The 25,089-nt window shown below is 51.7% G+C and carries 20 protein-coding genes and 1 pseudogene; 11 read left to right on the top strand and 10 right to left on the bottom strand.

All coding sequences use genetic code 11. From position 1 onward, the window contains the following. Window position 1: 1 nt before the first annotated feature. From ACN28R_RS18885 to ACN28R_RS18870, 4 genes are all read right to left on the bottom strand, one after another. Window positions 2-2,116, bottom strand: coding sequence for a peptidase domain-containing ABC transporter (locus ACN28R_RS18885; RefSeq protein WP_095835198.1), 2,115 nt, complete (start codon window positions 2,114-2,116; stop codon window positions 2-4). Then, the gene (locus tag ACN28R_RS18880) at window positions 2,106-3,386 is read right to left on the bottom strand and encodes an HlyD family secretion protein (RefSeq protein ID WP_048636844.1); all 1,281 of its coding nucleotides are present in this window, start codon (window positions 3,384-3,386) and stop codon (window positions 2,106-2,108) included. The genes ACN28R_RS18885 and ACN28R_RS18880 overlap by 11 nt, the downstream gene beginning before the upstream one ends. A gap of 249 nt (window positions 3,387-3,635) precedes the next feature. Further along, entirely contained in the window at window positions 3,636-4,019 is a 384-nt protein-coding gene (locus tag ACN28R_RS18875; RefSeq protein ID WP_072065822.1) for a hypothetical protein, read from the bottom strand. Window positions 4,020-4,022: 3 nt separating this feature from the next. Then, window positions 4,023-4,211 carry a hypothetical protein gene (locus tag ACN28R_RS18870; RefSeq protein WP_048636843.1) on the bottom strand — a complete coding sequence of 63 codons (189 nt, stop codon included), beginning with the start codon at window positions 4,209-4,211 and terminating at the stop codon, window positions 4,023-4,025. Between the two features lie 494 nt (window positions 4,212-4,705). On the opposite strand from ACN28R_RS18870, the pseudogene ACN28R_RS18865 reads away from it, so the two are divergent. Then, window positions 4,706-4,840 (top strand): annotated as a pseudogene (locus ACN28R_RS18865) (winged helix-turn-helix transcriptional regulator); the annotation flags it as partial. A gap of 64 nt (window positions 4,841-4,904) precedes the next feature. Here the strand turns inward: ACN28R_RS18865 and ACN28R_RS18860 are convergent. Beyond that, window positions 4,905-5,075: a hypothetical protein gene (locus ACN28R_RS18860; protein WP_183096851.1), complete on the bottom strand. Its 171-nt coding sequence runs from the start codon at window positions 5,073-5,075 to the stop codon at window positions 4,905-4,907. 402 nt (window positions 5,076-5,477) lie between these two features. Between ACN28R_RS18860 and ACN28R_RS18855 the strand changes: the two genes are divergently transcribed. After that, complete coding sequence (locus ACN28R_RS18855) at window positions 5,478-6,221, top strand: 4'-phosphopantetheinyl transferase family protein (RefSeq protein ID WP_095835196.1); 744 nt, start codon at window positions 5,478-5,480, stop codon at window positions 6,219-6,221. Window positions 6,222-6,304: 83 nt separating this feature from the next. Here the strand turns inward: ACN28R_RS18855 and ACN28R_RS18850 are convergent, their stop codons facing one another. After that, entirely contained in the window at window positions 6,305-7,642 is a 1,338-nt protein-coding gene (locus tag ACN28R_RS18850) for an NCS2 family permease (protein ID WP_048636839.1), read from the bottom strand. 874 nt (window positions 7,643-8,516) lie between these two features. On the opposite strand from ACN28R_RS18850, the gene ACN28R_RS18845 reads away from it, so the two are divergent. The 8 genes from ACN28R_RS18845 (at window position 8,517) to yieH (ending at window position 20,542) form a co-directional block, all read left to right on the top strand. Then, entirely contained in the window at window positions 8,517-9,071 is a 555-nt protein-coding gene (locus ACN28R_RS18845) for a hypothetical protein (RefSeq protein WP_048636837.1), read from the top strand. 338 nt (window positions 9,072-9,409) lie between these two features. Next, window positions 9,410-9,973: a hypothetical protein gene (locus tag ACN28R_RS18840; protein ID WP_048636836.1), complete on the top strand. Its 564-nt coding sequence runs from the start codon at window positions 9,410-9,412 to the stop codon at window positions 9,971-9,973. Window positions 9,974-10,474: 501 nt separating this feature from the next. Then, on the top strand, window positions 10,475-11,026 hold the full coding sequence (locus ACN28R_RS18835) for a hypothetical protein (protein WP_095835194.1): 552 nt from the start codon (window positions 10,475-10,477) through the stop codon (window positions 11,024-11,026). Between the two features lie 122 nt (window positions 11,027-11,148). Next, complete coding sequence (locus ACN28R_RS18830) at window positions 11,149-11,619, top strand: hypothetical protein (protein WP_048636834.1); 471 nt, start codon at window positions 11,149-11,151, stop codon at window positions 11,617-11,619. Window positions 11,620-11,645: 26 nt separating this feature from the next. After that, window positions 11,646-15,839: a calcium-binding protein gene (locus tag ACN28R_RS18825; protein ID WP_095835193.1), complete on the top strand. Its 4,194-nt coding sequence runs from the start codon at window positions 11,646-11,648 to the stop codon at window positions 15,837-15,839. Between the two features lie 74 nt (window positions 15,840-15,913). Beyond that, entirely contained in the window at window positions 15,914-18,157 is a 2,244-nt protein-coding gene (locus ACN28R_RS18820) for a type I secretion system permease/ATPase (protein ID WP_095835192.1), read from the top strand. Beyond that, a complete protein-coding gene (locus tag ACN28R_RS18815; protein WP_095835191.1) occupies window positions 18,154-19,614 on the top strand; it encodes an HlyD family type I secretion periplasmic adaptor subunit in 1,461 nt (486 codons plus the stop codon). Before ACN28R_RS18820 ends, ACN28R_RS18815 begins: the two co-directional genes overlap by 4 nt. A 262-nt stretch (window positions 19,615-19,876) precedes the next feature. Further along, window positions 19,877-20,542, top strand: coding sequence for a 6-phosphogluconate phosphatase (gene yieH / locus ACN28R_RS18810; RefSeq protein WP_095835190.1), 666 nt, complete (start codon window positions 19,877-19,879; stop codon window positions 20,540-20,542). A 3-nt stretch (window positions 20,543-20,545) separates the two neighbouring features. Here yieH and ACN28R_RS18805 read toward each other — a convergent pair whose 3' ends face one another. The 3 genes from ACN28R_RS18805 to ACN28R_RS18795 form a co-directional block, all read right to left on the bottom strand. After that, window positions 20,546-21,274: an amino acid ABC transporter permease gene (locus tag ACN28R_RS18805; protein ID WP_095835189.1), complete on the bottom strand. Its 729-nt coding sequence runs from the start codon at window positions 21,272-21,274 to the stop codon at window positions 20,546-20,548. A 2-nt stretch (window positions 21,275-21,276) separates the two neighbouring features. Beyond that, complete coding sequence (locus tag ACN28R_RS18800) at window positions 21,277-22,029, bottom strand: amino acid ABC transporter permease (protein ID WP_048639721.1); 753 nt, start codon at window positions 22,027-22,029, stop codon at window positions 21,277-21,279. Window positions 22,030-22,104: 75 nt separating this feature from the next. Next, complete coding sequence (locus tag ACN28R_RS18795; RefSeq protein WP_048636828.1) at window positions 22,105-22,941, bottom strand: ABC transporter substrate-binding protein; 837 nt, start codon at window positions 22,939-22,941, stop codon at window positions 22,105-22,107. Between the two features lie 352 nt (window positions 22,942-23,293). On the opposite strand from ACN28R_RS18795, the gene ACN28R_RS18790 reads away from it, so the two are divergent. Continuing rightward, window positions 23,294-23,803, top strand: a complete 510-nt coding sequence (locus ACN28R_RS18790; protein ID WP_048636827.1) for an Lrp/AsnC family transcriptional regulator — start codon at window positions 23,294-23,296, stop codon at window positions 23,801-23,803. Between the two features lie 159 nt (window positions 23,804-23,962). Here the strand turns inward: ACN28R_RS18790 and ACN28R_RS18785 are convergent, their stop codons facing one another. After that, the gene (locus ACN28R_RS18785; RefSeq protein WP_095835188.1) at window positions 23,963-24,979 is read right to left on the bottom strand and encodes a 1-aminocyclopropane-1-carboxylate deaminase; all 1,017 of its coding nucleotides are present in this window, start codon (window positions 24,977-24,979) and stop codon (window positions 23,963-23,965) included. Window positions 24,980-25,089 lie beyond the last annotated feature (110 nt).

Below are 25,089 nucleotides of genomic sequence, written 5' to 3'. Positions count from 1 at the left end.
CTTAAATTTCTTCCGTATCGCCGAGGGTGATGATGCGATCCGCCGATCGGATAGTTGACTGGCGATGTGCAATGATGACCCGCGTAATACTAAGACCGGCGATGGCATGATTGATCAGTGCCTCATTACGCTCATCAAGATGGCTGGTCGCCTCATCCATAAAGAGTATCCCTGGCCTGCGGTACAACGCTCTTGCAATAAAAATCCGCTGCCGCTGTCCGCCGGAAAGCCCCTCGCCTAGTTCGCCCGTCAGCGTCTCGTAGCCCATCGGCAGAGCCATGATATCGTCATGGATATGGCTAAGCCGGGCGCAAGTTTCCAGCCACTCATCATCGACTTCCCGGCTAAACCCCGTGATGTTTTCACGCAGGGATCCTGCAAACAAACGGTCTTCTTGCAAAATGCAGGCTACGGCCCGGCGGTAATTGTTCACACCGATGGAGTGTATATCCCGGCCATCGACCAGAATTCTGCCCTCGGTGGGTTCAGTCAGTCCGCCGAGAAGCTTCATTAGCGTCGTCTTTCCCGCGCCGGACGGACCTGTAACGGCAACACTTTCCCCTGCCGCTACCGTAAGATCAAGTCCGCTAAATATAAAGGGGGATTGTTTGTCGTATCGGAAACTTAGCCCTTGCGCCTCAAGAGAAAGCGCGTTGCCGGAAGGGAAAAAGGACTTTTCGGGCATCGTAGGCTCTGGCGGCGTCAGCGCTATGTCAGTAATTCGTTCATTATGCAACGACAGCATCCGCAATTGCAGAAATACGCCGGTAAGTGACAGTACCCGATCGGAAAAAATACCGCGGTATGAGCTGAAAGCCACAAATGCGCCGATGGTCATATGCTGGTCCATCACGAAGGAGATCCCCAGCCACAAAATGAATACGTTGTCACAGGCGCCAATAAATGTGCTGATAATGCTGAATAACATATCGAACCGGGAAAGGCCGATCGATGTATTAGCGGTATCCGTCACCAGATTCAGCCAATTATACCGCCGCTGTTCCGCCAAATCTTGGGCACGGATCGTCGCAATACCATACAAGGTTTCCGTAAAGCAGGAACCAGCCCGCGCGCTCTTTATCAGCAACTCCTCCGATGCCTGCCTGTAGCGGGAATAGGTAGCAATCCGCAGCAACACGAACACAAAGGTGAACCCCACCACGACCCAGACCAGGACGCCGCCATAAAGCACCAGTAGAATCAAAGCGCCGGTCGCCATGATGCTGTCTATGACCATACCGGTTATATTCTGGGTAAAAGTGGCCCGCAATACATCCAGTGAACCGAAGCGGGACTGGATATCGCCTATTTTCCGTTTTTCAAACCAGGATAGCGGCAGCTTCATCAAATGCCGAAACAGCCCGTCCTTCCACTGAATATCGATGATCGTACTCATCACCAAGGTAGTCCAACTTCTGAACATGCTGATACCGGCCTGCAACAGGACAAGCACAAACAATCCCATACATATCAGCACCAGCAACCCCTTATCTCCGGCGGGGACGGCATGGTCCATAACCAACTGGGTCCCTACAGGCATCAGCAGGCTGATGAATTCGATAACCAGAGACAGGCAAAATATTTTCAGCAGGGCGCTTTTGAATCCGCTGATATTTCGTATCAGCTCTCCGGTTTTTATCCGTTGTTTGCGAACTTCAGGAATGAATCCTGTGTCCGGCCACAGCTCCAACGCCACACCGGTAAAATGGTCCGAGAGTTCTTTCCTGGCGATAACGCACCTGCCCACAGCCGGATCGTGGATGACAACCTTATCCGCCGCAGCACTGACCAGCACAACAAAATGATTGAAATCCCAGTGAAGGATGCAGGGCTTGCGAATAGCGGTTAAGTGTTCGATATCCAGCGACAAGGGCCGGGTAGACAGGCTTAGGTTATGGGCAAGCTGCATCAGCGTCGCCAACGAGGTGCCCCGCGAAGATACGCCAAAATCCTGCCGCAAACTAAGCAGATCAATCTGTTTTCCATAGAAACCGCAGACCATCGCCAAGCAAGCCAGGCCACATTCCGCTGCCTCGGTCTGTAGCTGCACCGGTACTCGGCGTAGGAATGAAAAATCGAGCCTGTTGCGCAACCGTTCCAGCATATTATTTTCCATTGACTGGCCCTTGCGCGCTGGTGCTGATGTCATAGAGAGGCGACAACAACCACTGATACAACGTCCGGTTCTCAAGAAACAGCGTACTGGTGGCTTTCATTCCATTCTCCGCCTCCAGCTGTTTACCCCGATAGCGGAACTGGCTACTCTGCGGACTGACAACCACTTTGTACCAGGTCTGTGGTTTATCCGCCGTTCTACCGGGTGCCCCAGGGTAGGTAGCCATTTCCTGAAGGGATGCCGGCGTACTGGAGACAAAAAGAATTTTGCCGGGAAACTGGCCAAACCTTTCCGCGGGAAAGGCATCGTAGCGGATGTTGAGGCGATCGCCCGGAGAAAGATAAGGAACGGCGCTATCCGGCACCCAAAGCACCAGCACATAGCTTCGCGTATCGCCGGGTATGATTTGCAGCAGGCTATCCCCCGTACCGATCATCTGTCCGGGGGTTACGCTCAGTGAATCAATCCTGCCGTCAACCGGTGAACTGACCACCAAAATGCTACCGGCATCGACATCGGTAATTTGTCGGGTCAGATCGTTTTTCTGAATTTCCAACTGATATATCTGGTTGTCAAAATCAGCTTCTTGGGTCCGAATGTTCCCCTGCAAGGTGAGCACCTGCAGGGCATTCTGTTCATTCTGACCGCTGAGTCCGAGCAGATCGTTCTGCTGCTGATAATATAGAGAGGCCTGGCTAGTCATTTGATCTTTATTTATCAGCCCTTTGCGTTGATAAACTTTGTAGTTCTCCATGTTTTCCTTCATTATCCTCAGCCCCTCTTCCGCTTTTTTCAAAACGTCAGACGAATGTTGCAGAGCCGTTTTGTAACTGATTTGCTGCTGTTTCAGCATGTTCAGCGTAACTTCTTTGTTTTCTCTAATTTTCTCGATAATCCTGTCAATGGCGCTTATTTGCCTTTCAATATCTTCCCGCTGTTTCTTACTGACAACGCCAGAGGTAGTGGTGCGGCTGACATCGATCTGATAAAGCGCCTGGCCTTTTGTCACCCTATCTCCGGGATTGACCAACTGGCTGATCACAAATCCCTGCTGAGCTGAAAACACGGTAACGGCACGCGGAGAAGAAATAAGTTCACCCGTAACATTTATCCGGCGGGTGTAGGTGCCGAAAATAAGGAACGTTATAAAACAAATAAAGAAAAGGAGAGTAAACGTTGAAACCAACCATGCTGGAATACCGGGCGCCAGAAGAGCCTTGCCTGACCAAAGATTTTTTCTGTAATCTACAGCTTCCTGCCTAAAAAGCATTATTATCCTTTGAGTGAAATATATGTTTAACGACTGGATATTATTCAGCGGTATGAAATCGTTTTTAACGATGATAGTTTTGATATCAAAAAATATTAATTTTTTATTTTATATGATGGATAAAAACATCGATTTTTTCCTTATCTTAATAAAAGGTGACTATTACTAATAGTCACCTTTTATTAAGATAAAACACACTGAAAAAGCGGAGAGTAAATCCTTCTCACGAACTCAGTGATATGTTTAATTTTACCTGCTGCATTGACCGCCCATAGAACTGCCGCATGAGCTGCCTTTTGATGAACGACTGCTGCTACAGGAGTTATTTCCACCGCCATTATGACTGCTGCGATCCGCCCTGCATCCGACGAAACCTGTAATACCGCCAGTAACGGCGCCATAGACGCCGCCTTCTGCCGCACCGGAAAGACCTCCAAGAGCAACTCCCGCAGGCCCGCCGCCAACACCGCCAACCGCGCCGCGAATCAAACCGGCGCCGGCGCCGGCCATCGCCCCTGTCATGGCGCCTCTTGCCGCTGCTCTCGAACAGCCTCCTTCATAAGCGGAGTTCGCATTACCGCCGGAAATAAAGGCGATTTCTTGAACGTTTAACTCATGAATATCTTTTAACATTCCTTAACCCTCTTTTTTATAGAAAAAATCCATCATGGATAATATTAAGTCGGTTGCAATCATTGAGGCGATTACAATAATAGCGATTGAAATATCTTGATTCAAATAAAAAAAATCAAATTGATTGGCAATGCAAAGTATAAATACGGATATAATAGAACCAAAAATCAAGCGAATGATTTTTCTCTTCATCGTCAAGCCCTCAAGTTTGTTGGCTAATTGAATTATATTTTTATCGTCGGTTTCGTACCTGAAATCTATTTCGCTCTGATTAATGAAATCAATATTTATACCTGAATAACTTTATAAAAAACAGAACTAAAAATATCCTCTAATGGGGATAGCGATTATCTTCGTCATTTTTTCCAACTGTATATCAGCTTTCCTAAATGATGTAGTTTATTTATGTTTATTTTTGTTTTATATTGTTCCCGCGTAACCTAAACCAGACGAAATACGTAAGCCAAAAAAGAAACAACACATTGATTTTTTTATAAAAAAATAAATAAAAATCCATTTTCTTGCTCATAGAGTTAAATTTCACAGAACGCTTTTCAATTCGATAAAGATAAGATTTTATTAACAATAACCCCGTACATAGGCGGCCGATTTTTCGCCTGATTTGTGGTCATTCTCTGTTTCCAGAATCGGGCGTCAGAGACGAAGCAGGCTATACAAGGGAAGCAGTGCCGCCGCATGTTGAATACTGCCTGACGCCGCTGGGCAAAGAGGCCAGCGAGCGAGTCAAAATCCTGGCGGACTGGATAGAGGAAAATCTGACAGCGATATTAGCGGCGCAGGAAACCTATTCAGATAAATAATCGGGCATACCGCCTTGCAGGAAGCAATAGCGTAATCCGGATCCTTGGTCTGCAACCTTCAGCGTTAAACTGTCGACACGCCGTTCGGCATGAATACCGATAATACCGCTAGCGGCGTTTGACTGCCGTTCAACACCGCAGGCCATTGGCGCTTGCGCTCCACAACCGCGTACCGGTTCAAATCAACCGGACTTTCATCGTTATCGATGACGATGGATATCGTACTCTTCCGCATCCCGATATAACGCCGCGACAGGCAACGCATCGTATCGAAGATAGCGTTAGAAAAAGCCGGAGAATGGGTTACCAGATGGGCGGTCTCCGCGGCGATACGGACGATTCCCTGTATATGTTATTTTTCAATAAAAAATAGAAATTCGGAAGATAATTGTGATTAACAAACGATAATCGCCGATTTATCCACTTATTTTTCTTTAGATCATATTTTTGTCTGATAATATGCGTCTATGATTCAATGGATTTCAAAATGCAGGAAAACAGCCGTCGAGTGGACCCCCAAGAGGCGATGCCCGGAAGAAACGGGTAATTAACACCACGGCGTGAAAGAGTAAGCGTTCCCTTTTTAAGCATGTCTCATGCGGGACATTCTGTTTTCATCATCATCACGGAGTGAACAATGTCCTGCCATTTCGTCAGGTGGACCAGCACGGAAGCGCCTCCCAATCTACAGAGATTGCCGGATGAACTGATTTCATCAACAGACGGGTTTTCGGCTAAACGTCGCGAACGCTATTTGAAAAGCCGGGTGTTGTTAGCTGAGATGATGTTCTATTTTTTCGGCTATCCGCTACTCCCTAAGCTGCTTGTTTCCCCGGACGGACGTCCCTATTTCGCCGATCCTAATCTGCCGAGTTTCAGCCTGGGTTATGCCGGCAATACCATTGCTATTGTGCTGAGCGAAGAGGGCAGCGTCGGCATAGATATCGAGATCGTTCATGTCCGGTCAAACAGCCAGGCGCCGGCCGATATGCAGCCGCAGACTCTGGCTGAAAAAGCCTGGATTGAGGCGCAGCACGATCCGCTGGAGGCCGCCACGCAACTGTGCACCATTCGTCATTCCCTGATGAAAATACCCAGATCGAATGAGTACCGTGCAGAAAATCTGCAACTCCACCCCGCCTCCGGACGGCTGCGCTCCAACTGCCTTCCCGCCGTTGAGGTGATGAGCGACATCGATGATTATCTGGCCTGGGCATGTGCCCATGTTCCAACGCTTAACCGGTTGATTATGTGGACCTACACGACGGACGCGGGCATGAAGAAAAGCGGTGAAATCGTGCATCAGCAACGCCAGTCCTTGCGCTACATGAAGCTCACCAGCCACACGGCGGAAAAACCGACATCGGTGATACCTCAGTAACCCCGTTCGGTGACGTAAATTGAGATGTTCAGACTGATGACCAATACAGAACTCCGGGGCGAATACCCCGGAGCATCATGAAATTAATGCGCGTCGATAAAGATAATCTTTAGCAGGAACAACAGCGCAACCACCACCACACAAGGGCTAATCTCGCGCCAGCGCCCCGTTGCCAGCTTCATCACGCAGTAAGAGATGAAGCCCAGGGCAATCCCTTCGGTGATAGAGAAACTGAACGGCATCATCACCGCCGTAATAAAGGCTGGAACGGCTTCGGTCAAATCATCCCACTTCACCCGCGCCAGGCTTGATGTCATCAACACGCCCACGTAAATCAGCGCGCCCGCGGCGGCATAAGCCGGCACCATACCGGCCAGCGGCGACAGGAAAATAACCAGCAGGAACAACAGCCCGACGACGACGGCGGTCAACCCGGTACGCCCGCCGACGGACACGCCGGAAGAACTTTCGATATAGGCGGTAACCGAAGAAGTGCCGATAAACGCCCCGGCGACCGAGCTGATACTATCCACATACAGCGCCTGTTTCATACGGGGAAACTTACCGCGCGCATCCACCAGGCCGGCTTTATCCGTGACCCCAATCAACGTACCGGACGAGTCGAACAGGTTGACCAGCATGAAGGAAAAGATAACGCCGGAAAGCCCCAGATTCAGCGCGCCCGCCAAATCAACCTGCCCGACCACGGAAGTCACGCTCGGCGGCATGGAGAAAAAGCCGTTGAACTTAACGTCACCCAACAGCAAGCCGATAGATGTGGTAATCACGATGGAAATCAGCACCGCCGCATGAATGCTTCGCGAAGCGAGCGCCGCAATAATGAAGAAGCCCAGCGCCCCCAGCAACACGCTGTGTGAGGTTAAATTACCCACGGTAACCAGCGTTTCGGGGTTGGAAACGATAATGCCGGCGTTCTTCAGCCCCATCATGGCAATAAACAGGCCGATACCGCTGGCGATCCCCAATCGCAAACTCACCGGTATATTGGCAATCATCCAGTAACGGATCTGGAAGATGGTCAGCAGCAGGAAACCGACTGCGCCCCAGAAAACCGCCCCCATCGCCACCTGCCATGGAAGCCCCATCGCCCCGACGACGGCAAAAGCGAAAAAGGCGTTCAGGCCCATGGCCGGCGCCAGCGCAACCGGCAAATTAGCCAGCAGCCCCATAAAGATACTGCCAAAGGCGGCAATCAGGCAGGTAGTGACAAACACCGCCTGGGTATCCATGCCCGCCACGCCTAAAATCTGCGGGTTAACAAAAACGATATACACCATGGTCAAAAAGGTGGTGAAGCCCGCGATCATTTCTGTCCGCGCAGTAGTGCCGTGCTGCGTCAGTTTAAACACACGCTCCAGCAGTCCTTGCTCATCGGCATGACCAGATTGCGATTTATTCATTGTCAGAGTTCCAAAAAAGAGTGTGATGATTTTCGGGTATCCTATAACAAAATGATACGCATTAACGCGGTTCCGCCATTTTTTTTCTTTCTATAAACATAACTTATGCCAATAGATTTCAAGAGGCCGAAAAGGAGCGAGCAGAAGACAATAGCGCTGGCCCGCCCGGCAGTTATACCTTCAACCAAATCTATCTCGGCACAAGCGCTCCAGATTTCGCCGAACGCGCCTGCCTGGTTCAACGTTGCGGACGGCGAGGAATGGGTTATCTATACCGGCGATGCAGAGGAAGCGTTTCCATACAATATTTCAAGCTGCATTTATTTATATAAAAAACAGAAAATAAAAATATGACTATCTGGCTAACTAAATAAAACCCTATATAAAAAAGAAACTATAAAAATAGTATTTGAAGTAAATTTATTTATCAGTATAAAATTCGCTATATCGACAGAGTAACCAACGTCCGTAAGGAAATAATATCTCAAAATACGTATTACGTGATTAATAACTTCGGTTATACAAGCAGTTAATTCAATGCAATAAAGAAAACCTATATTAGTTAACTAATCTGTAACCTATTTGAACCAAACACCTCAAGGAGAGAGTTATGGCACTTCCCAGCACAGAGCAGGTTACCAATAAATTGGTTCTCAGAATCAATAACAACTTTAATCCGTTGCAATAATTTTCAATTAACATTCTTACTCAACAGAAAAAAATTAAAAACAGTTCACAAAAATTTCATTGAAGCGTATTGAGCTTCAATGTATAAAATAGCTCGCATCATTTGGCAACTATCCGCCAATGGAATAGACATCCAACTAATTCAATGTAAATTAATTAGTAAAATAATAAATAGCAGGACACCAAGGTGATTAGCAAAAAACCAAAAATAAAAATTATCGCGCTAATAAAATTCATGCTAAAGATTTTCGTGGCCATGTTTATTACCATTATGATTCTCTGGCTTATCGATAGTACCTATAGCAACATCCGCACCTACCAAGGATATTGTACCTGGGATGAAGAAAGAATGGGGAAGCGGTTTACCACTGAGGAACGGTTGGATATCGCTATCAATTATTATTTAAAAAATCAAAATTTTATTGATTTTTCTGAAATTGAGATTATTGAAAATAATAACCGCCGTAGAAGAAATTTCTTTGAAGATCTAGAAAATCGCTTTACCTTGATACCCTACGGCAACAAAGAAGAATTTCTGAAAGAAAACCCAGAGTGTTGTGAACTCACCACATGGGGCGAACAATTCGGATTTTGGGAGCGCGCGGATGGCATCGGCGACGGCATGTTTATTTTCCAGCATAAAATTCGCTATATAGATAAAAAAACCGGCATCCATAAAGAAATTATGTCCAAAGATACAAATTATCAAGTAAACAACTGCGGTTATGCCCGCCGTGGCTAGTGGCTATATATTTTAAATACTGTAACCAATAAACAAATTAATTGAATTATAACCAAATAATCTCAAGGAGAGAGTCATGGCACTTCCCAGCACAAAGCAAGTTACCAATAAATTGGTCCTCAGAACCAATAATAACTTTAATTCATTACAATAATTCTCAATTAACATTCTTACTCGGCAGAAAAAACAAAAACTGTTCACAAAAATTTCATTGAAGCACATTGCGCTTCAATGTATAAAATAGCTCGCATCATTTGGCAACTATCCGCCAATGGAATAGACATCCAACTAATTCAATGTAAATTAATTAGCAAAATAATAAATAGCAGGACACCAAGGTGATTAGCAAAAAACCAAAAATAAAAGTTAGCTCGGTAATCAAATTCATCCTAAAAATATTACTGCTAATGTTTATCACTCTGGTGATTGTTGCGATTATTGAAATGATCTATACCAGTACACGTAACTATCTCGGCTACTGCACCTGGGATAATCAACGAATGGGAAAGCGTTATACCACGCAGGAACGGCTGGATATTGCTATCGCCAAGTATCTGCAATATCAGATTACTGATGATTATTTAGAGATAAGAAAAGCAGAACGCATTAATTCTGACGATTTTGACGAATTGGAACAACGCTTCATTTTGATTCAGTACAACAGCAAAGAGGCATTCATAAAAGAAAATCCGGCTTGTTGCGAACGTACTTGGGGATTGGTCGAGGGACCTGTTTTCGATTTATGGGAACGCACGGATGGCATCGGCGATGGTATGTTCGATTTTCGACATAAGATTCGCTATATAGATAAAAAACACAATACTTATAAAGAAATTTTTTCTAAATACATATATTATCAAGTTAATAATTGCGGTTATGCCTTAGGCTTATCTCTTACATAAAAAATACACCCAACAGGTGAAAATTAACATTACGATTTTTAATCAAAATTCAATATTATTTCAAGGATAGAATTATGGCACTTCCCAGCGCAGAGCAAGTTACCAATAAATTGGTCCTCAGAACCAATAATAACTTTAATTCATTACAATAATTCTCAATTAACATTCTTACTCGGCAGAAAAAATAAAAAACGTTCACAAAAATTTCATTGAAGCACATTGAGCTTCAATGTATAAAATAGCTCTCATCGTTTGGCAACTATCCGCTAATGGAATCATTAGTACGAAATTAAATTATTTCAATATAAATTAATTAGCATAATAACAAACAGTTAAAGGTAATTCATAAAGTTAAAAGATAAACATTAGTGCGGTAACCAAATTCACTGTGGGAATGTTTTTCGATATTTATTTACTTTTTACACCGGGTAATGCTACCCACAATCTGTCTATGGAACTTACGGCTACCGCTCATCAAATTATTCAGGATGAATAAATAGCATGACCAATAATAATCATCTTATATTTCTAATGGCAGCTATGCTGTTCACCGTACTCCTGCGGCTGGCGCTCAGGCGTTTGAATGTCAAAAAAACCTTCATCTTTCTGCTTTATGCGACCCCGGTTACCGTCCTGCTGTGCCTGGCGCTTAATTTTTCCGGTTTCTGCTTCGAAAACATGCGGCCGCTTTCCCGTGAAGAGAAAATAACCACGGCCATCAGATATATACTGGCGACCTACCCGCCATTGATAAATATGGGCAACGACACCTCTTCGCCTTACTGGAGGGAATGGACCAAAAGAGAGCGGCCCGAACACCCGATCGACTATCGCGATATCGCCCATTTCCGGGACGTTAACCCGGATTGCTGCAAAATTCTTTCCTGGAAACAGATCAGTGACTATGCCTCGCTAAAAAGTCGTTTGACAGGCGGCGCAGGCAGTGCGGTTAACGTGACTTACAAGGTGTTTTACCGGGATGCGGATAACCGGCACGCATCACAGACGGTGACTAACCGTGTCGTGATATACAACTGCGGCATGCCGTGGTGAATCGGTGACCAGACAACCCAAAAGAGAAAATATGATACCGATACTGACCCGGAAAAAACGCGCCAGGACGAACTCCGTCAATCAGGCATTAAGCGCACACCAAAAACAGGCGGGTGAATAACATGACTATCTGGAAGCTACTGCGGGAAGCGCTGTTTTTACTGCTGCTCTTCCCGCTGGTTGCCATCATTATGCATCTGACGCTCAATTATTTCGGCTTCTGCTTTGAGACCTATAAGCGCCTTTCCGACGAGGAAAAAATCACCATCGCTCTCCGGAATACGCAGGCACATTACCGTTCCACGTTATATGGCGGAACGCGTGAGCTATCAAATGCTACAACGCCGCCCTTCCCCTACAAAGACATCGCTCACTTCCGGCAGGCCAACCCGGACTGCTGCCGAATCACCAATGTTCAGGAGCGCTTGGGCTACCAAATCACGCTGGGAGATCGGCTATGGGGTAGCATCAGCAGCTTTGTCGAAGTGAAGTACCAGACCTTTTATCTGGATGCAAACAACCAGCGCGCATCAAAAACGGTTACTGAATTTGTCGCGATATCTAATTGCGGTCATCCATGGTCAGGAATCTGACCCGATAGCAAACAAGGAGAAATGCTATGCCCGTACTGACCCCGGAAGAGATTACCAACCTTTACCTCTACGGCACAAAGTCACGCCCCGTCGACCTGCTGGATGAGCGCCTTATCCGCGCCTCCGCTGAAGAAATACAGGCGGCTAAGGCGGAAGCCTCTACAGAAGTAGACATTAACGACTACATGGCCGAGGTTGGCCGCTTCACCTCCCCCGCCGATTTTGAAATCATCAATAAATTTTTTGCCTCGGACGATCTACCTGTCGGCAGCTACAACGAGCAAGACATGCGTGACCTACTTGACGTGGATGAAAAATGGATTGTACAGAAGCAGTGGGCTTTCAGCGACGACACCGACGACTATGCCGCACGGGTATATATCTGGAACTCAACGGCGTTTGAGATTGACGATCGCGTCCGCTTTATCGTTGAAAAAGATGGCAGCCGACGGATAGAAAACTTCGCCATTACTCCCCTTAACCGCGGCCCCGAAAACTTCGACTTCGAATCTGGAGACAAGCTGGCCAGACTGGGCAACGGCTATCTTGAGGAGATCGTCGATCCTTCCGGCATCGGGCGAAAGGTTATCATTAACTTTACAGGGGATCGCCCCCTGACGACACTGGATGCGGAGGGTTACCGTCAGGCGGTTGCCTCAAAACCCCGCGAAAGCCTTACGCCTAAGTTATCCCTGTTGAGTGAAATCCAGAGCTTGACGGATGAACTGTTCGCGTCCGGTTCAACGCGGGCGCTGTTCGATAACAAGCCGATATTCTATGGCAGCCGGCAAAGCGACGTCATGACGGGCTATGATGCAAAAAATGAAGATCTGGACGACCACCGGCACCTGGGGAACTATGCCGACAATGGTGTTGCTTATGTGGGGGGAGCAGGAAATGACACCATCAAAGGAACCCATCACGATGATATTCTTATTGGCGGACTGGGTGACGATATCCTAAAAGGCGAAGCCGGAAACGATATTTATTTCGTTGATGACTGCGATACCATTCTCGATTCGGATCATAAAGGAAGTATTTACTTCAACAACAAACTCCTCACCGGCGGCACCCGCCAGGAAGACGATCCCGAGAATACTTATTACGCCGGCGGCAACGAGTATGTGCTGGACGGCAGTACGCTGACCGTTAACGGAAGCCTGACCATTCGCAATTATGATAAGGATAAAAACTCGCTGAACATCGTGTTGAGCGACGACGAGCCGGATGAAGCGCCGGATACCGGCAAGGCCGAAAACGCTACCTCGCCCATTGTTATCGATCTGGATGGCGACGGCATCGAAACGCTGAAAACCGGCGCGGCGTATTTCGATTTCAATAGTGACGCGCTGAGCGAACTGACCGGCTGGGTGAGCCCCGACGACGGACTGCTGGCGCTCGATCGCAACGGCGACGGCCGCATCAGCAACGGCGGCGAACTGTTCGGCAACCACAGCATACTGAGCAACGGCGAGACGGCCGACAACGGCTTCCTGGCGCTGGCCGAGTATGATGATAACGGCGACAAGGCCATCGACGCGCAGGATGCCGCCTACGCCACCCTGCAAATCTGGCGCGACCTTAACGGCAACGGCATCAGCGATAAAGGCGAGCTGCAAAGCCTTGCCGACGCTGGCGTGGCCGCCATCAGCACCGACTACAACAATTCCAGCCGCGTCGATGCCCACGGCCACCAGCACCGTCAGACGGCAAGCGTGACGCTGAGCGATGGTACAACGTCCAGCGCGGCGGATGTGTGGTTCAAGGTGGATAGCGCTCGCCGCATCAACAGCGGCGATATCAAGCTGACCATCGAGTCACTGTCTCTGGCTAACGCCAAAGGGTTTGGCAAGGTGCACGATTTGCGCCAGGCGATAATACTCGATCCTGGGTTGAAAGACCTGCTGAACCAATATACCGCGGCCGCAGACGGCGCAGACCGCGATGCTCTGCTTGACGACCTGATCTACCGCTGGACCGGGGTTGCCGATGTCGATCCCCATAGCCGCGACTCGCGGGGAGTCAGTCATTATATGGACGCGCGCCAGCTTGTCGCGCTGGAAAGTCTGACCGGCCGCCCATTTGTAAGTGCATGGAACTCGGGCAAAGAGAGTGCCAATCCGCCTCCCGGAGCGGCCTCAATCCTCAAGGAGGAGTATCAGAAGTTCAAACGCTTCACCGCTGCGCAACTCCAGGCGCAAACCAACTATGTCGAAGAGCTGGATAGCATTCGTTCGGCGTTTGGTTCCGACGCGCACAGCATTACGGTTGACTGGGCCGCGCTGGAAAGCAAACTGCAAGCGCTGTACGCCGAGAGCCGGGTTGAACGTATCACCGGCGTATTGGCGATTCTGACCGATCTGGGCGCCTATTCGCCCGGCTACCGGAGCAGACGCGACGCCGCTTTCCAGGCGATTATCGACGCCAACGCCAGCCTGGCGCCCTTCTTTGAATCTAGCGTCCTGTTCGGCACAACGGGCGACGATAATCTGTCCGGCGTGAATACCGGGTCCGCCTTTATTGGCTTCGACGGCAACGACCGGCTCCAGGGACAGTGGAAAGACGACAGCTACTATATCTTCCGCAACCAGGGCGACGATACCCTCTCCGATCGCGGCGGTATGGATCAAATTCTATTCGGCAACGGTATCAGCCAGACCGATCTGACATTCTCACGAGACGCCGCCACGGTCCATATCCAGGTCAAAAACGCCGACGGCAGCAACGCCGGTTCGGTGCGCATCGACAATTTCTTCAACGCCGACGGCTCGGTGGCCACTGGCGCTATCGAGCGGCTCCATTTTATCGACGGCGGCAGCCTGAGCCAGCAGCAGATGCTGGATGCGCTAAACGCCGCATCGCGTACAACCGGGGACGATACGGCATTCGGCGACGATAAAGGCGACGTCATTAATACACTGGCGGGCAACGATACGATTTACGGCCTGGGCGGCGACGATCGGCTGTATGGCGACGAAGGCGATGACATCCTCCATGGCGGCAGCGGCAACGACATGCTGGCGGGCGGCACAGGCCATGACACGCTCTACGGCAACCAGGGCAATGACGCCCTGTATGGCGGCGACGGCGACGATAGTTTAAACGACGGCGAAGGCGCCAACACACTGTACGGCGAAGCGGGCAACGATACGCTGCTCGGCACCGGCGTGCTCGACGGCGGCGACGGCAACGATACCCTGCGCGGTCAGGGAGCCGATACGTTGCTGGGCGGCGCGGGCGATGACGTGCTGGAAACCCTCAGCCACCGCAGATACCGCTATGCCAATACGCTGAATGGCGGCAGCGGCAACGATACCCTCTATGGTTCCTACGGCGACGACACCTACCTGTTCGAACGGGGAGACGGTCAGGATTTATTAATCGAGTGCCGCACCAACATGGCTCTCCCCCAGGTTACGCCGAGCAGCGACACGCTGCGCTTCGGCGACGGCATTACGGCAGACGATCTCGACTTCACGCACCGCGACAGCGATCTGATTATCGGGTATGGCGACGGCGATACCATTACCGTACAGAACTGGTTTCGGGGAATGAGCGACCATTTCAAACTGAACCATATCGTGTTCGCCGACGGCACCTCGCTCAATCAGGCCGAGGTGGAAAAACGCACGGTGCGGCGCGGCACCGACGGCATCGATAAATTGGTCGGTTATCGAGATAAAAGCGAGTCTATGCTGCTGGGCGACGGCAACGATCAGGCCTGGGGCCGCGGCGGCGATGACGTCATCTATGGCGAAAACGGCAATGATTATATTAAAGGCGAAGGCGGCAACGACACCCTGTACGGCGGACGCGGCAACGATCTTCTGATTGGCGGGGACGGCAGCGATACCTATGTCTTCGCCGCCGGCGAAAACCAGACGGTAATCAGGAATCAGTCCGGTACGCCGGACGCCGATTTCGACGTCCTGCGTTTTGAGGGTATCGCCAACGACGCTCTGTGGCTGTCGCGATATAAAAACGACCTGATGATCGATGTCATCGGTTCGCCCGATCGCGTCGTGGTACAAAACTGGTATACCGACGCCGGTCAGCGCCTTGACAGCATTCAAACCGAAGGCGCATCGCTGGCCGCCGCCAATGTGGACAGCCTCATTGATGCCATGGCCGCATTCGGCGCGCCGAGAGGCGGAGAGATCCGGCTAACGCCGGAACAGCGCCCTCAGTTCGAGCAGGTGCTGGCGGCAAACTGGCAGTAACCCTTTAGCGGGGAAGCGCCCGTTTCCCCGCTGTTCCAGCGAATAATTCAGACCGTCAAGGAGCGACGTTGTCGATGACAGAACACCAAGCCACTACCGCTGTATCTTCCGATTTGACCGCACTTTGCGCCATCGCCCGGCTCCACCAGATAGCCGCCGACCCGGCCACACTGGCGCATAGTCTGGCGCTGCCCGGCGATACGGCCATCGACGAGGCCAGCCTGTTGCTGGCCGCGAAACATATCGGGCTGAAAGCCAAAGCAACCAAAACCAGCGTCCAGCGCCTTGCGTTAACGCCGTTACCCGCGCTGGCGAAAATACGGCGACCGGATCACCCGGCGCGCTACGTGGTGCTGGCGAAGTGCGACGGCAAGCGCCTGCTGCTGCAAGACTTCGCCGCTGCGGAAGCGGACGGCGGCTCCCGCCCGCAGGTGATGGAGCTGGCGGCATTCGCCGCGCTGTGGACCGGCGAACTGATTCTTATCACCAGCCGCGCCAGTCTGGCGGGAGAGATGGCCAGGTTTGACTTCTCCTGGTTTATTCCCTGCATGGTGAAATACCGCAAGCTGCTGGGACGGGTGCTGTTTATCTCGCTGATGCTGCAACTGTTCGCCCTGGTCAGCCCGCTGTTCTTCCAGGTTGTCATGGACAAAGTACTGGTACACCGCGGCCTTACTACGCTGGATGTGTTGATCGTCGGGCTGGTCGTGGTGATGGTATTCGAGAGCATCCTCAACGGCCTGAGATCCTACGTCTTCAGCCACACCACCAGCCGCATCGACGTTGAGCTGGGCGCACGGCTATATCGGCATCTGGTGCAATTGCCGCTGTCTTATTTTCTGGCGCGCCGCGTGGGCGACTCCGTGGCGCGCGTGCGCGAACTGGAGAACATCCGCAGCTTTCTCACCGGCAATGCGCTGACGGTACTGCTGGACACGTTATTTTCCATCGTCTTCATTGCCGTAATGATGCTTTACAGCGTACCGCTGACGCTGATCGTGCTGGTCAGTCTGCCGCTCTATTTCGGCCTGAGCCTGTTGGTTGTTCCCATTCTGCGCCGTCGTCTCGATGAAAAATTCGCTCGGGGCGCGGAAAATCAGGCCATGCTGGTGGAAAGCATCACCGGCATCCAGACCGTTAAGGCCGCCGCGCTGGAGCCGTCGTTCGCCCGGCGCTGGGATAACCAACTGGCCGCCTATGTCTCGGCCAGCTTCAAAACCCAAAACCTGGCCGCCTGGGCGCATGAAGGCGTCAACCTGATCGGTAAACTGGTCAACGCCGCCACCCTTTGGTATGGCGCTCATCTGGTCATGACCGGTTCGCTTACCGTTGGTCAATTCGTCGCTTTTAATATGTTCGCACAGCGCGTATCCCAACCCATTATGCGCATGGCGCAGCTGTGGACGGACTTCCAGCAAACCGGTATCTCGATGGCCCGGCTGGGCGACATCCTCAATACCCGCACCGAAGTCCCGCCCGTCAATGCCGCACAGTTGCCCAGACTGCAAGGACGTATCCGTTTCGAAAACATAGGCTTTCGCTACCGACCCGAAGCATCGCCCGTTATTCAGGATCTCAGCCTGGATATCCGACCGGGCGAAATCATCGGCATCGTCGGACGTTCAGGCTCCGGCAAAAGCACCCTGACCCGGTTATTGCAACGCCTGTATACCCCCGAGCAGGGCCGCGTACTCATCGATGGGCTGGACATCAGCCTGATCGACGCCGCCCAGTTGCGCCGCCAGACCGGCGTCGTTCTACAGGATAATTTGCTATTCAACCGCAGCGTACGCGAAAACATCGCCATTGCCGACCCCGCCGCGCCGCTGGAACGGGTTATACGCGCCGCGCAACTGGCCGGCGCGCATGAATTCATCAGCGAACTGACGGAAGGCTACGACACCCTCGTCGCCGAACAGGGCAGCACCCTCTCCGGCGGGCAACGCCAGCGCATCGCGATTGCCAGAACCTTGTTCGCTCAACCACGCATCCTTATTTTCGACGAAGCCACCAGCGCGCTGGATTATGAGAGCGAGGCCGTCATTCAGCGCAACATGGCCGCCATTTGTCAGGGGCGCACCGTGCTTATCATCGCCCATCGTCTCAGCGCGGTACGGCGGGCCGACCGTATTATCGTGATGGATAAAGGCCGTATCGTGGAAGCTGGTCCACATGATGAATTGATCCGCAAGTCCGGGGGGCTGTATGCCCATCTGTGGGCCATCCAAAATAATCAGGGCGGCGATGAAATACCGGCCCGACATACTCGTACCGCTCCCCACGCATCCAACAGTACCGCATCAGAGAACCTGCTATGACGTCCGGCCTATCCCATGAATCCCAACAAGCGCGGCCGGCGAGTGAACTGCTTGCCCGGTATCGCGCCATCCTGACGGCAAGCTGGGCGATGCGCCACGAACTGGCCGGCCCCGGACATCTGGCGGACGAAGCCGCCTTTCTGCCCGCCGCCCTGAGCCTGCAGGAAACGCCGACACACCCCGCGCCGTTGCGGCTGGCGTGGACGCTCATCGCCTTGTTTCTGATCGCCGTGGCCTGGGCCATTTTCGGCAAAGTGGATATCGTCGCCGTGGCGCCGGGACGAATTATCGTCAGTGAGCGTACCAAGGTGGTACAACCGTTGCAGAATAGCGTCGTCACCCGCATCCTGGTGCATGACGGCCAGCACGTTAAAATCGGCCAGCCGCTGGTGGAGCTCGACCCCACCGAAGCCCGCGCCGATAAAATCAGCCTGCAGGAAGTACGCAAAAACGCCCGATCCGAGGCGCTGCGTAGCCGCACTCTGCTGCAAGCGCTCTCTGATAATCCGTCCGCAGGCGCCCCCCGGCTACCGGGCAAAGAGATTCCCGATGACTGGAATGAGAACGACGCCCAGGCTGCGCAATATCAACTGACGACGCAATGGCAGGACATCCGCGCCCAGCTTTCCCGTCTGGCGGCGGAAACACAGCAACGTCAGGCCGAAGTGGTCACCGCCCGCGCGTTCATCACCAAACTGCAAACCACGCTACCCATTGTGCAAAAACGGGAACAAGACTTCCTGCAGTTGGCCGGGCAGGGTTTTGTGTCCAGTCATAGCGTGCAGGATAAAACGCGCGAACGCATTGAACTGGAACGCGACCTGGCCACACAACGGGCTGAGTTCCAGCAAGCTCAAGCCGCACTGTATGAAAGCGAGCAGGCTCGTCACGCCTATCTGGCTGAAACCCGCCGGACCCTGAACGAGCGGCAGATACAGGCCGGATTGCAAATCCGGCAAACCACGCAGGAACTGGCCAAGGCCATACAGCGTGAATATCTGGCCACGCTCATTGCGCCGGTGGATGGCACCGTGCAACAACTGGCCGCCCATACCGAGGGCGGCGTGGTGACCGAAGCGCAAACGCTGATGGTCATCGTGCCTGAATCAGCCAGTCTCACCGCGGAAGTGGCCTTGGAAAACAAAGATATCGGCTTCGTCTATCCCGGTCAGCAGGCGGCGATCAAACTGGAGACCTTCCCCTATACCCGTTACGGCACGCTAAACGCCACGGTGGAAAAAATCACGCAGGATGCCATTCAGGACGAAAAGAAGGGCGCCATCTTCATGGTGACGCTGCGGCTGCACCAAACGCGGATGGATATCGACGGTAAGACCATCCACCTCAGTCCCGGCATGAACCTCACGGCTGAAATCAAAACCGGCAAGCGCCGCATCATCGAGTTTATTACCAGTCCGATACAGCGGGCGACGACGGAAAGTTTGCGGGAAAGATAAATGACACGCCTTGTCGAACGCGCCTGACGGCCCTTTGGTCTTCATGGAAACGTAAAGGCGGGTAGTCGTTTCATTGCACATATTATACTCTGGTCGATACAAAGGACGACGAATGCCATCCGTTCGTCCGCCGCTCAACACCCTGAACCCGGTCAGTATATTTAAAAGGGTTGCGGCCGAATGCCCGGCAAGGAACGGACAGATAAAAACAACGTATTAAAAGTCATTAGTTAACCCTTAATTTCACCAGTAAGGATCTTTCATGCCCCGAATTGAATGCGTCTTCTTTGACTGTGACGGCACGCTGGTAGATAGCGAAGTGCTGTGCTGTCAGGCTTATGTGAATATTTTTATTCCCTACGGCATCAAGCTATCGCTGGAAGAAGTGATAAAAACCTACAAGGGCATGAAACTGCATGAAATCATTGCCCGCATCAGCCAGAAACACGGTCTGAACGTATCAATGGAAAGCGTCGAGCGTCATTACCGGCAAGAGGTAACACGCCTGTTTGACGAATCGCTGCAACCGATCAAAGGGGCGCGTGAGCTGATTCAGTCGATTAAGGTGCCGATAGCCGTGGTTTCCAACGGCCCCGTCAGCAAGATGCAGCATTCGTTGGGGCTGACGAATATGCTCGAATTCTTTGGCGACCACCTCTACAGCGGCTACGACCTGCAAAAATGGAAGCCCGATCCCGCCGTAATCTTCTACGCCGCCGAGCAAATGCAGGTGTCTGTGCAGCACGGTATTCTGGTGGAAGACTCGACATCCGGCGTTCAGGCCGGTATTGCCGCCGGAATTCCGGTGTTTTACTACTGCGCCGACCCGCATAACACGCCGATTCACCATCCGCTGGTCACCATGTTTAACGACATGAACGAACTACCGCAGATATGGCGGGAAAAAGGCTGGGATATTGTGGCGTAACAATCAGGCCGGTTTATTCCGCCGCCACAGCCATGTGCGTTTTAGCACGCTTTCCTGCTGGCTAAAACGCTTGTTAACCCCATTCGCCAGCAGTTCCAGCGACAGGCAAAAAACAAAATAGACCAGCGCGACAAACAGGAAGACTTCCATCGGATAAACCATGCTGCGGTTGTTTACCTGCGTGGCTAAAAACGTCAGTTCGCCCACGCCTACGATGTACGCCAGCGAGGTATCTTTAATCAGCGAAATCCACTGGTTGATGAAAGACGGCACCATCATTCTCAGCGCCTGCGGCAGGACGATATACCACAGCACCGTCCAGCGGTTGAAGCCCAGAGATAACCCGGCCTGCCACTGACCGCGGCCAATGGCGACAATTCCCGCTTTCACCCCATGCGCCAGATACGCCGACGCAATCAGCGCCAGCGCGCACACCACCGTGGTAATCTCGGGGATATCGACGCCAAAAAGAATCGGCAGCAGGAAATAGGTCCAGAAAATCAGCATGATGACCGGGATCGCGCGGAAAAAACCGAGCACCATCGACAGCAATACGGCCCACCAGCCGCGGGACATCGCCAGCGCCACGCCCAGTATGGTTCCCAGTACGGCGGAGGCAATGCCCGCCAGCAGGCTGATCGCCAGCGTCAGCGCGGCGCCGCCCAGCGGGCCATCCGGAAAGGTGCCCCACATGAGATAACCGAAGTTATCGTAAATAATGGTGAAATCCATATTCAGCGCTCCCCGACCAGACGGCGTTGCTGACGCCACATTCCCCAGCCTTCCATCAGCGCGATGATCGCGATGTACAGCACGGTCGCGACCCCGAACGCCTGAAAGGTTCGCAAGGTTTCCGTTTCTACCTGACGGGAGGCATAAGAGAGTTCGGCCACGCCAATCGCCATGGTCAATGAGGAGTTCTTAATCACATTCATGTACTGGCCCAACAGAGGCGGCAAGGCGATTCTCAACGCCTGCGGCAATACGACATAGCGCATGGATTGCCACCCGGTTAGCCCCAGCGCCAGCGCCGCAAACTTTTGCCCGCGCGCCACGCCGCCGATACCGGCCCGGATCTCTTCGGCAATAAAGGCGCTGGAGTAGAGCGTCAGCCCCCACAGCCCGGCCAGAAACTCAAACGAAGGCCATGCCACATTCACGCCCGGCAGCGTGAAATCATGGGGCGTATTAAGCCATTGCATCATGGCCGAGGGGAATAGCTGTCCGGCGCCGAAGTACCAGAAAAAAAGCTGAATCAGCAAAGGGGTATTGCGAAATAGCGAGCTATAGGCGATAACCGGCCAGCGCAACAGGCGTAATTGGCTATCCCGCGCCGCCGCCAGCAAGAATCCCAGCGCCGTCGCCAGTATTACCGTACACAAAGAAATCCACAACGTGACCAGAAAGCCCTGCCACAGCCAACTGAGATAGTGGGGAGCCAGCAGCCACGTTTCAACATATCGCCATGCCGTATCTGTCAGTTTCATCATTAACTAATTTTCATAAACAACAATGCCCCCTGCCGGGCAGAGGGCCGAAACAACCAGACCTATGAGCCTACATCAGGCTTTTGGCTGCTGATCTATTGGTGCGAAGGTAAAGTCGCCGCGCGGCTGGTACGCTTTGGTTTCAGGTCCGAACCAGCGGTCGTAGATCTTCTTTGCCTCGCCCTGTTTTTCCAGATTCAGTAATATTTCGTTTACCTTCTCTGTCAGATGCTCTTCACCTTTTGGAATACCAATCCCCTGATACTCTTTGGTGATGCTGAAAGGCGAGATTTCGAAATCGGCTTTCTGGGCATCCGGCACATTGCCCAGCAAACCGACCAGTTTGGCGTCATCCTGCGTGATGGCCTGAACGTTGCCGTTACGCAGAGCGGCAAACGCCAGCGGCGTATCGTCATACGAAATCACTTTTGCGGTCGGGTAATGCTCGCGCAGGGTGATTTCCTGTACCGTGCCCTTATCCGCGCCGATACGCAGCGCTTTAATATCGTCCGGGGTTTTCAGCACGCCTTTGCGGGCAATGAATTTTTGTCCGGTTGCGAAATAGGGAATACTGAAGTTTACCTGCTTGGCGCGCTCGTCCGTAATGGTGAAATTGGCGGCGATCAGATCCACTTTCTGCGAGCTTAACAGCGGAATACGGTTAGCCGGATTCGTCGCCCGCAATTCAACCTTCACTCCCAGCGCTTTGCCAATCTCTTCGGCAATATCAACATCGTACCCCACCAGCTTCTTGCTCTGCGGATCGACGAAACCAAACGGCGGATTGCTGTCGAATACCGCGACTTTAACCACGCCGGCTTTTTGAATATCATCCAGCTTATCAGCCTGCGCGACGCCAGAAACAGAAGCTAAACCCATCAATAACGACAATGCCAAGATACGATTCTTCATTCCCTGCCCCTAACCAGTCAATATATTGGTTTCAGGCTATCAGAGCAGTGGAAAAGCGGGAAATAATATAAACAGCTATAATATAACCTTATGTTACATAGGGAATACTATAGATATCCAATTGAAAATAAAAAGCATTTAATCTATCCGCAACCGCCGCCCGACGTCGTATTAAAACAGGAAACAAGCCAATAGACATACAAACGCCATTAATTTCCCATAAAGATAATTTCTTATAATTTTTTACGGGATATGGGCCATCCTCCTATCGCTTAATTGCAAAAAATATCTTCACGGCACAATTATTGTATTGTCATAATGCGATATCGGTGCAGAAACGAGGAACCCCCGCATGAAAGCCAAATCCCCTGCCGCCACGCCTCCGCCGGAGGAAAAGAAATCCTATGAGTTGGACCGCTTTGATATCGCCATCCTGCGTCTTTTGCAGGCGGATGCCTCGCTGTCCAACGTGGCGCTGGCGGAAAAGGTCAATCTCAGCCCGCCCGCCAGTCTGCGGCGGGTTGAACGCCTCAAACAGATCGGCCTGATTAAAAACGTTGTCGCGCTGCTTGACCCGGAAGCGCTTAACGCCGGTCTGGTGGTATTAATCGGGGTGGTGCTGGATCGCTCGACGCCGAGCTCGTTTGAAGATTTTGAAGCATCGGTGCAGCAGATCAGCGGCTGTATGGAATGTCATGTGGTTACCGGCGAGTTTGATTATATTTTGAAGATCCGCACCAAGGATAATCAGAGCTTTAACCGGCTGCACGCCGAACAACTGCTGTTTCTGCCCGGCGTGCGTCAGATCCGCTCTTTTATCGGCCTGCGGGAAGTGCTTTCCACCACGCAATTGACGTTCTGAGGTTGACGACAAAATCTTAATAGATCAAACCGTCATTCCCGCGCAGGCGGGAATCTTTTTAACCGATGAGTTATCTATAAAAAGATCCCCGCTTTCGCGAGGATGACACCACAAGACGACTTGGCGGTCTAGCACCCACTGGTGGGTAAATACTGTCTGTCAGCCGTTGCGGAAAATATAGCTGTAGGCGCTCAGCGCCGGGGCGCCGCCCAGGTGGGCATACAACACCTTAGAGCCTTTCGGGAATTCGCCGTTGCGGATCATACCGATCATGCCCTGCATCGACTTGCCTTCATACACCGGATCGGTCATCACGCCTTCCATCCGGGCGCACAAACGGATGGCTTCCAGCGTGCCTTCGTTCGGCAGACCATATTCCGGGCCGCCATAGCGCGTATCCAGCACCACGTCTTCTTCGGTAAGCTCCTGGCCCAGCTCAACCAGTTTGGCGGTGTTCTGCGCGATACGCAGGATCTGCGCCTTGGTTTTCTCCGGTTTTGCCGAAGCATCGATACCGATGACGTTACGGGCGCGGCCGTCGGCGGCGAAACCGACCACCATACCGGCCTGGGTGCTGCCGGTGACGGAGCACACAACGATATAGTCAAACTTGAAGCCCAGCTCTTTTTCCTGCTGGCGCACTTCTTCCGCGAAGCCGACGAATCCCAGCCCGCCGTAAGGGTGTTCGGAACAACCGGCCGGGATCGGGAAGGGTTTGCCGCCGTTTTGCGCCGCTTCTTCCATGGCGTTTTTCCAGCTTTCGCGAATACCGATATCAAAACCAGCGGCATCCAGACGAACATCGGCGCCCATAATGCGCGACAGCTCAATATTACCCACCCGGTCATACACCGCATCGGCATAATTCACCCAGTTTTCCTGCACCAGGATACATTTCATGCCCAGATGCGCGGCCACCGCGGCCACCTGACGCGTCTGGTTTGACTGAATACCGCCGATGGAGACCAAGGTATCGCAACCCTGCTCCAACGCTTCGGGAATAAGATATTCCAGTTTACGGGTTTTATTACCGCCAAACGCCAGACCACTATTACAATCTTCACGCTTGGCATATATTTCTACCTCTCCGCCCAAATATTCACTCAGCCTTTTCATTGGCGTAATGGGGGAAGGTCCAAAAGTTAATGGATAACGTGGAAATTTCTCCAGATTCATAATAGCGCTCCGGTAAATAATAATGAGAAATGATAGCCGCAGGTTGTCAATATTCCATTGAGAAATACCGTCACTCCATGCTCATCATATTACCTGTAAACAAATGAATT

Source organism: Brenneria goodwinii (assembly GCF_002291445.1).
Lineage (GTDB): Bacteria > Pseudomonadota > Gammaproteobacteria > Enterobacterales > Enterobacteriaceae > Brenneria > Brenneria goodwinii.
The sequence above is the reverse complement of the archived record's forward strand: the minus strand, read 5'-3'. Positions and strand labels throughout refer to the sequence as shown.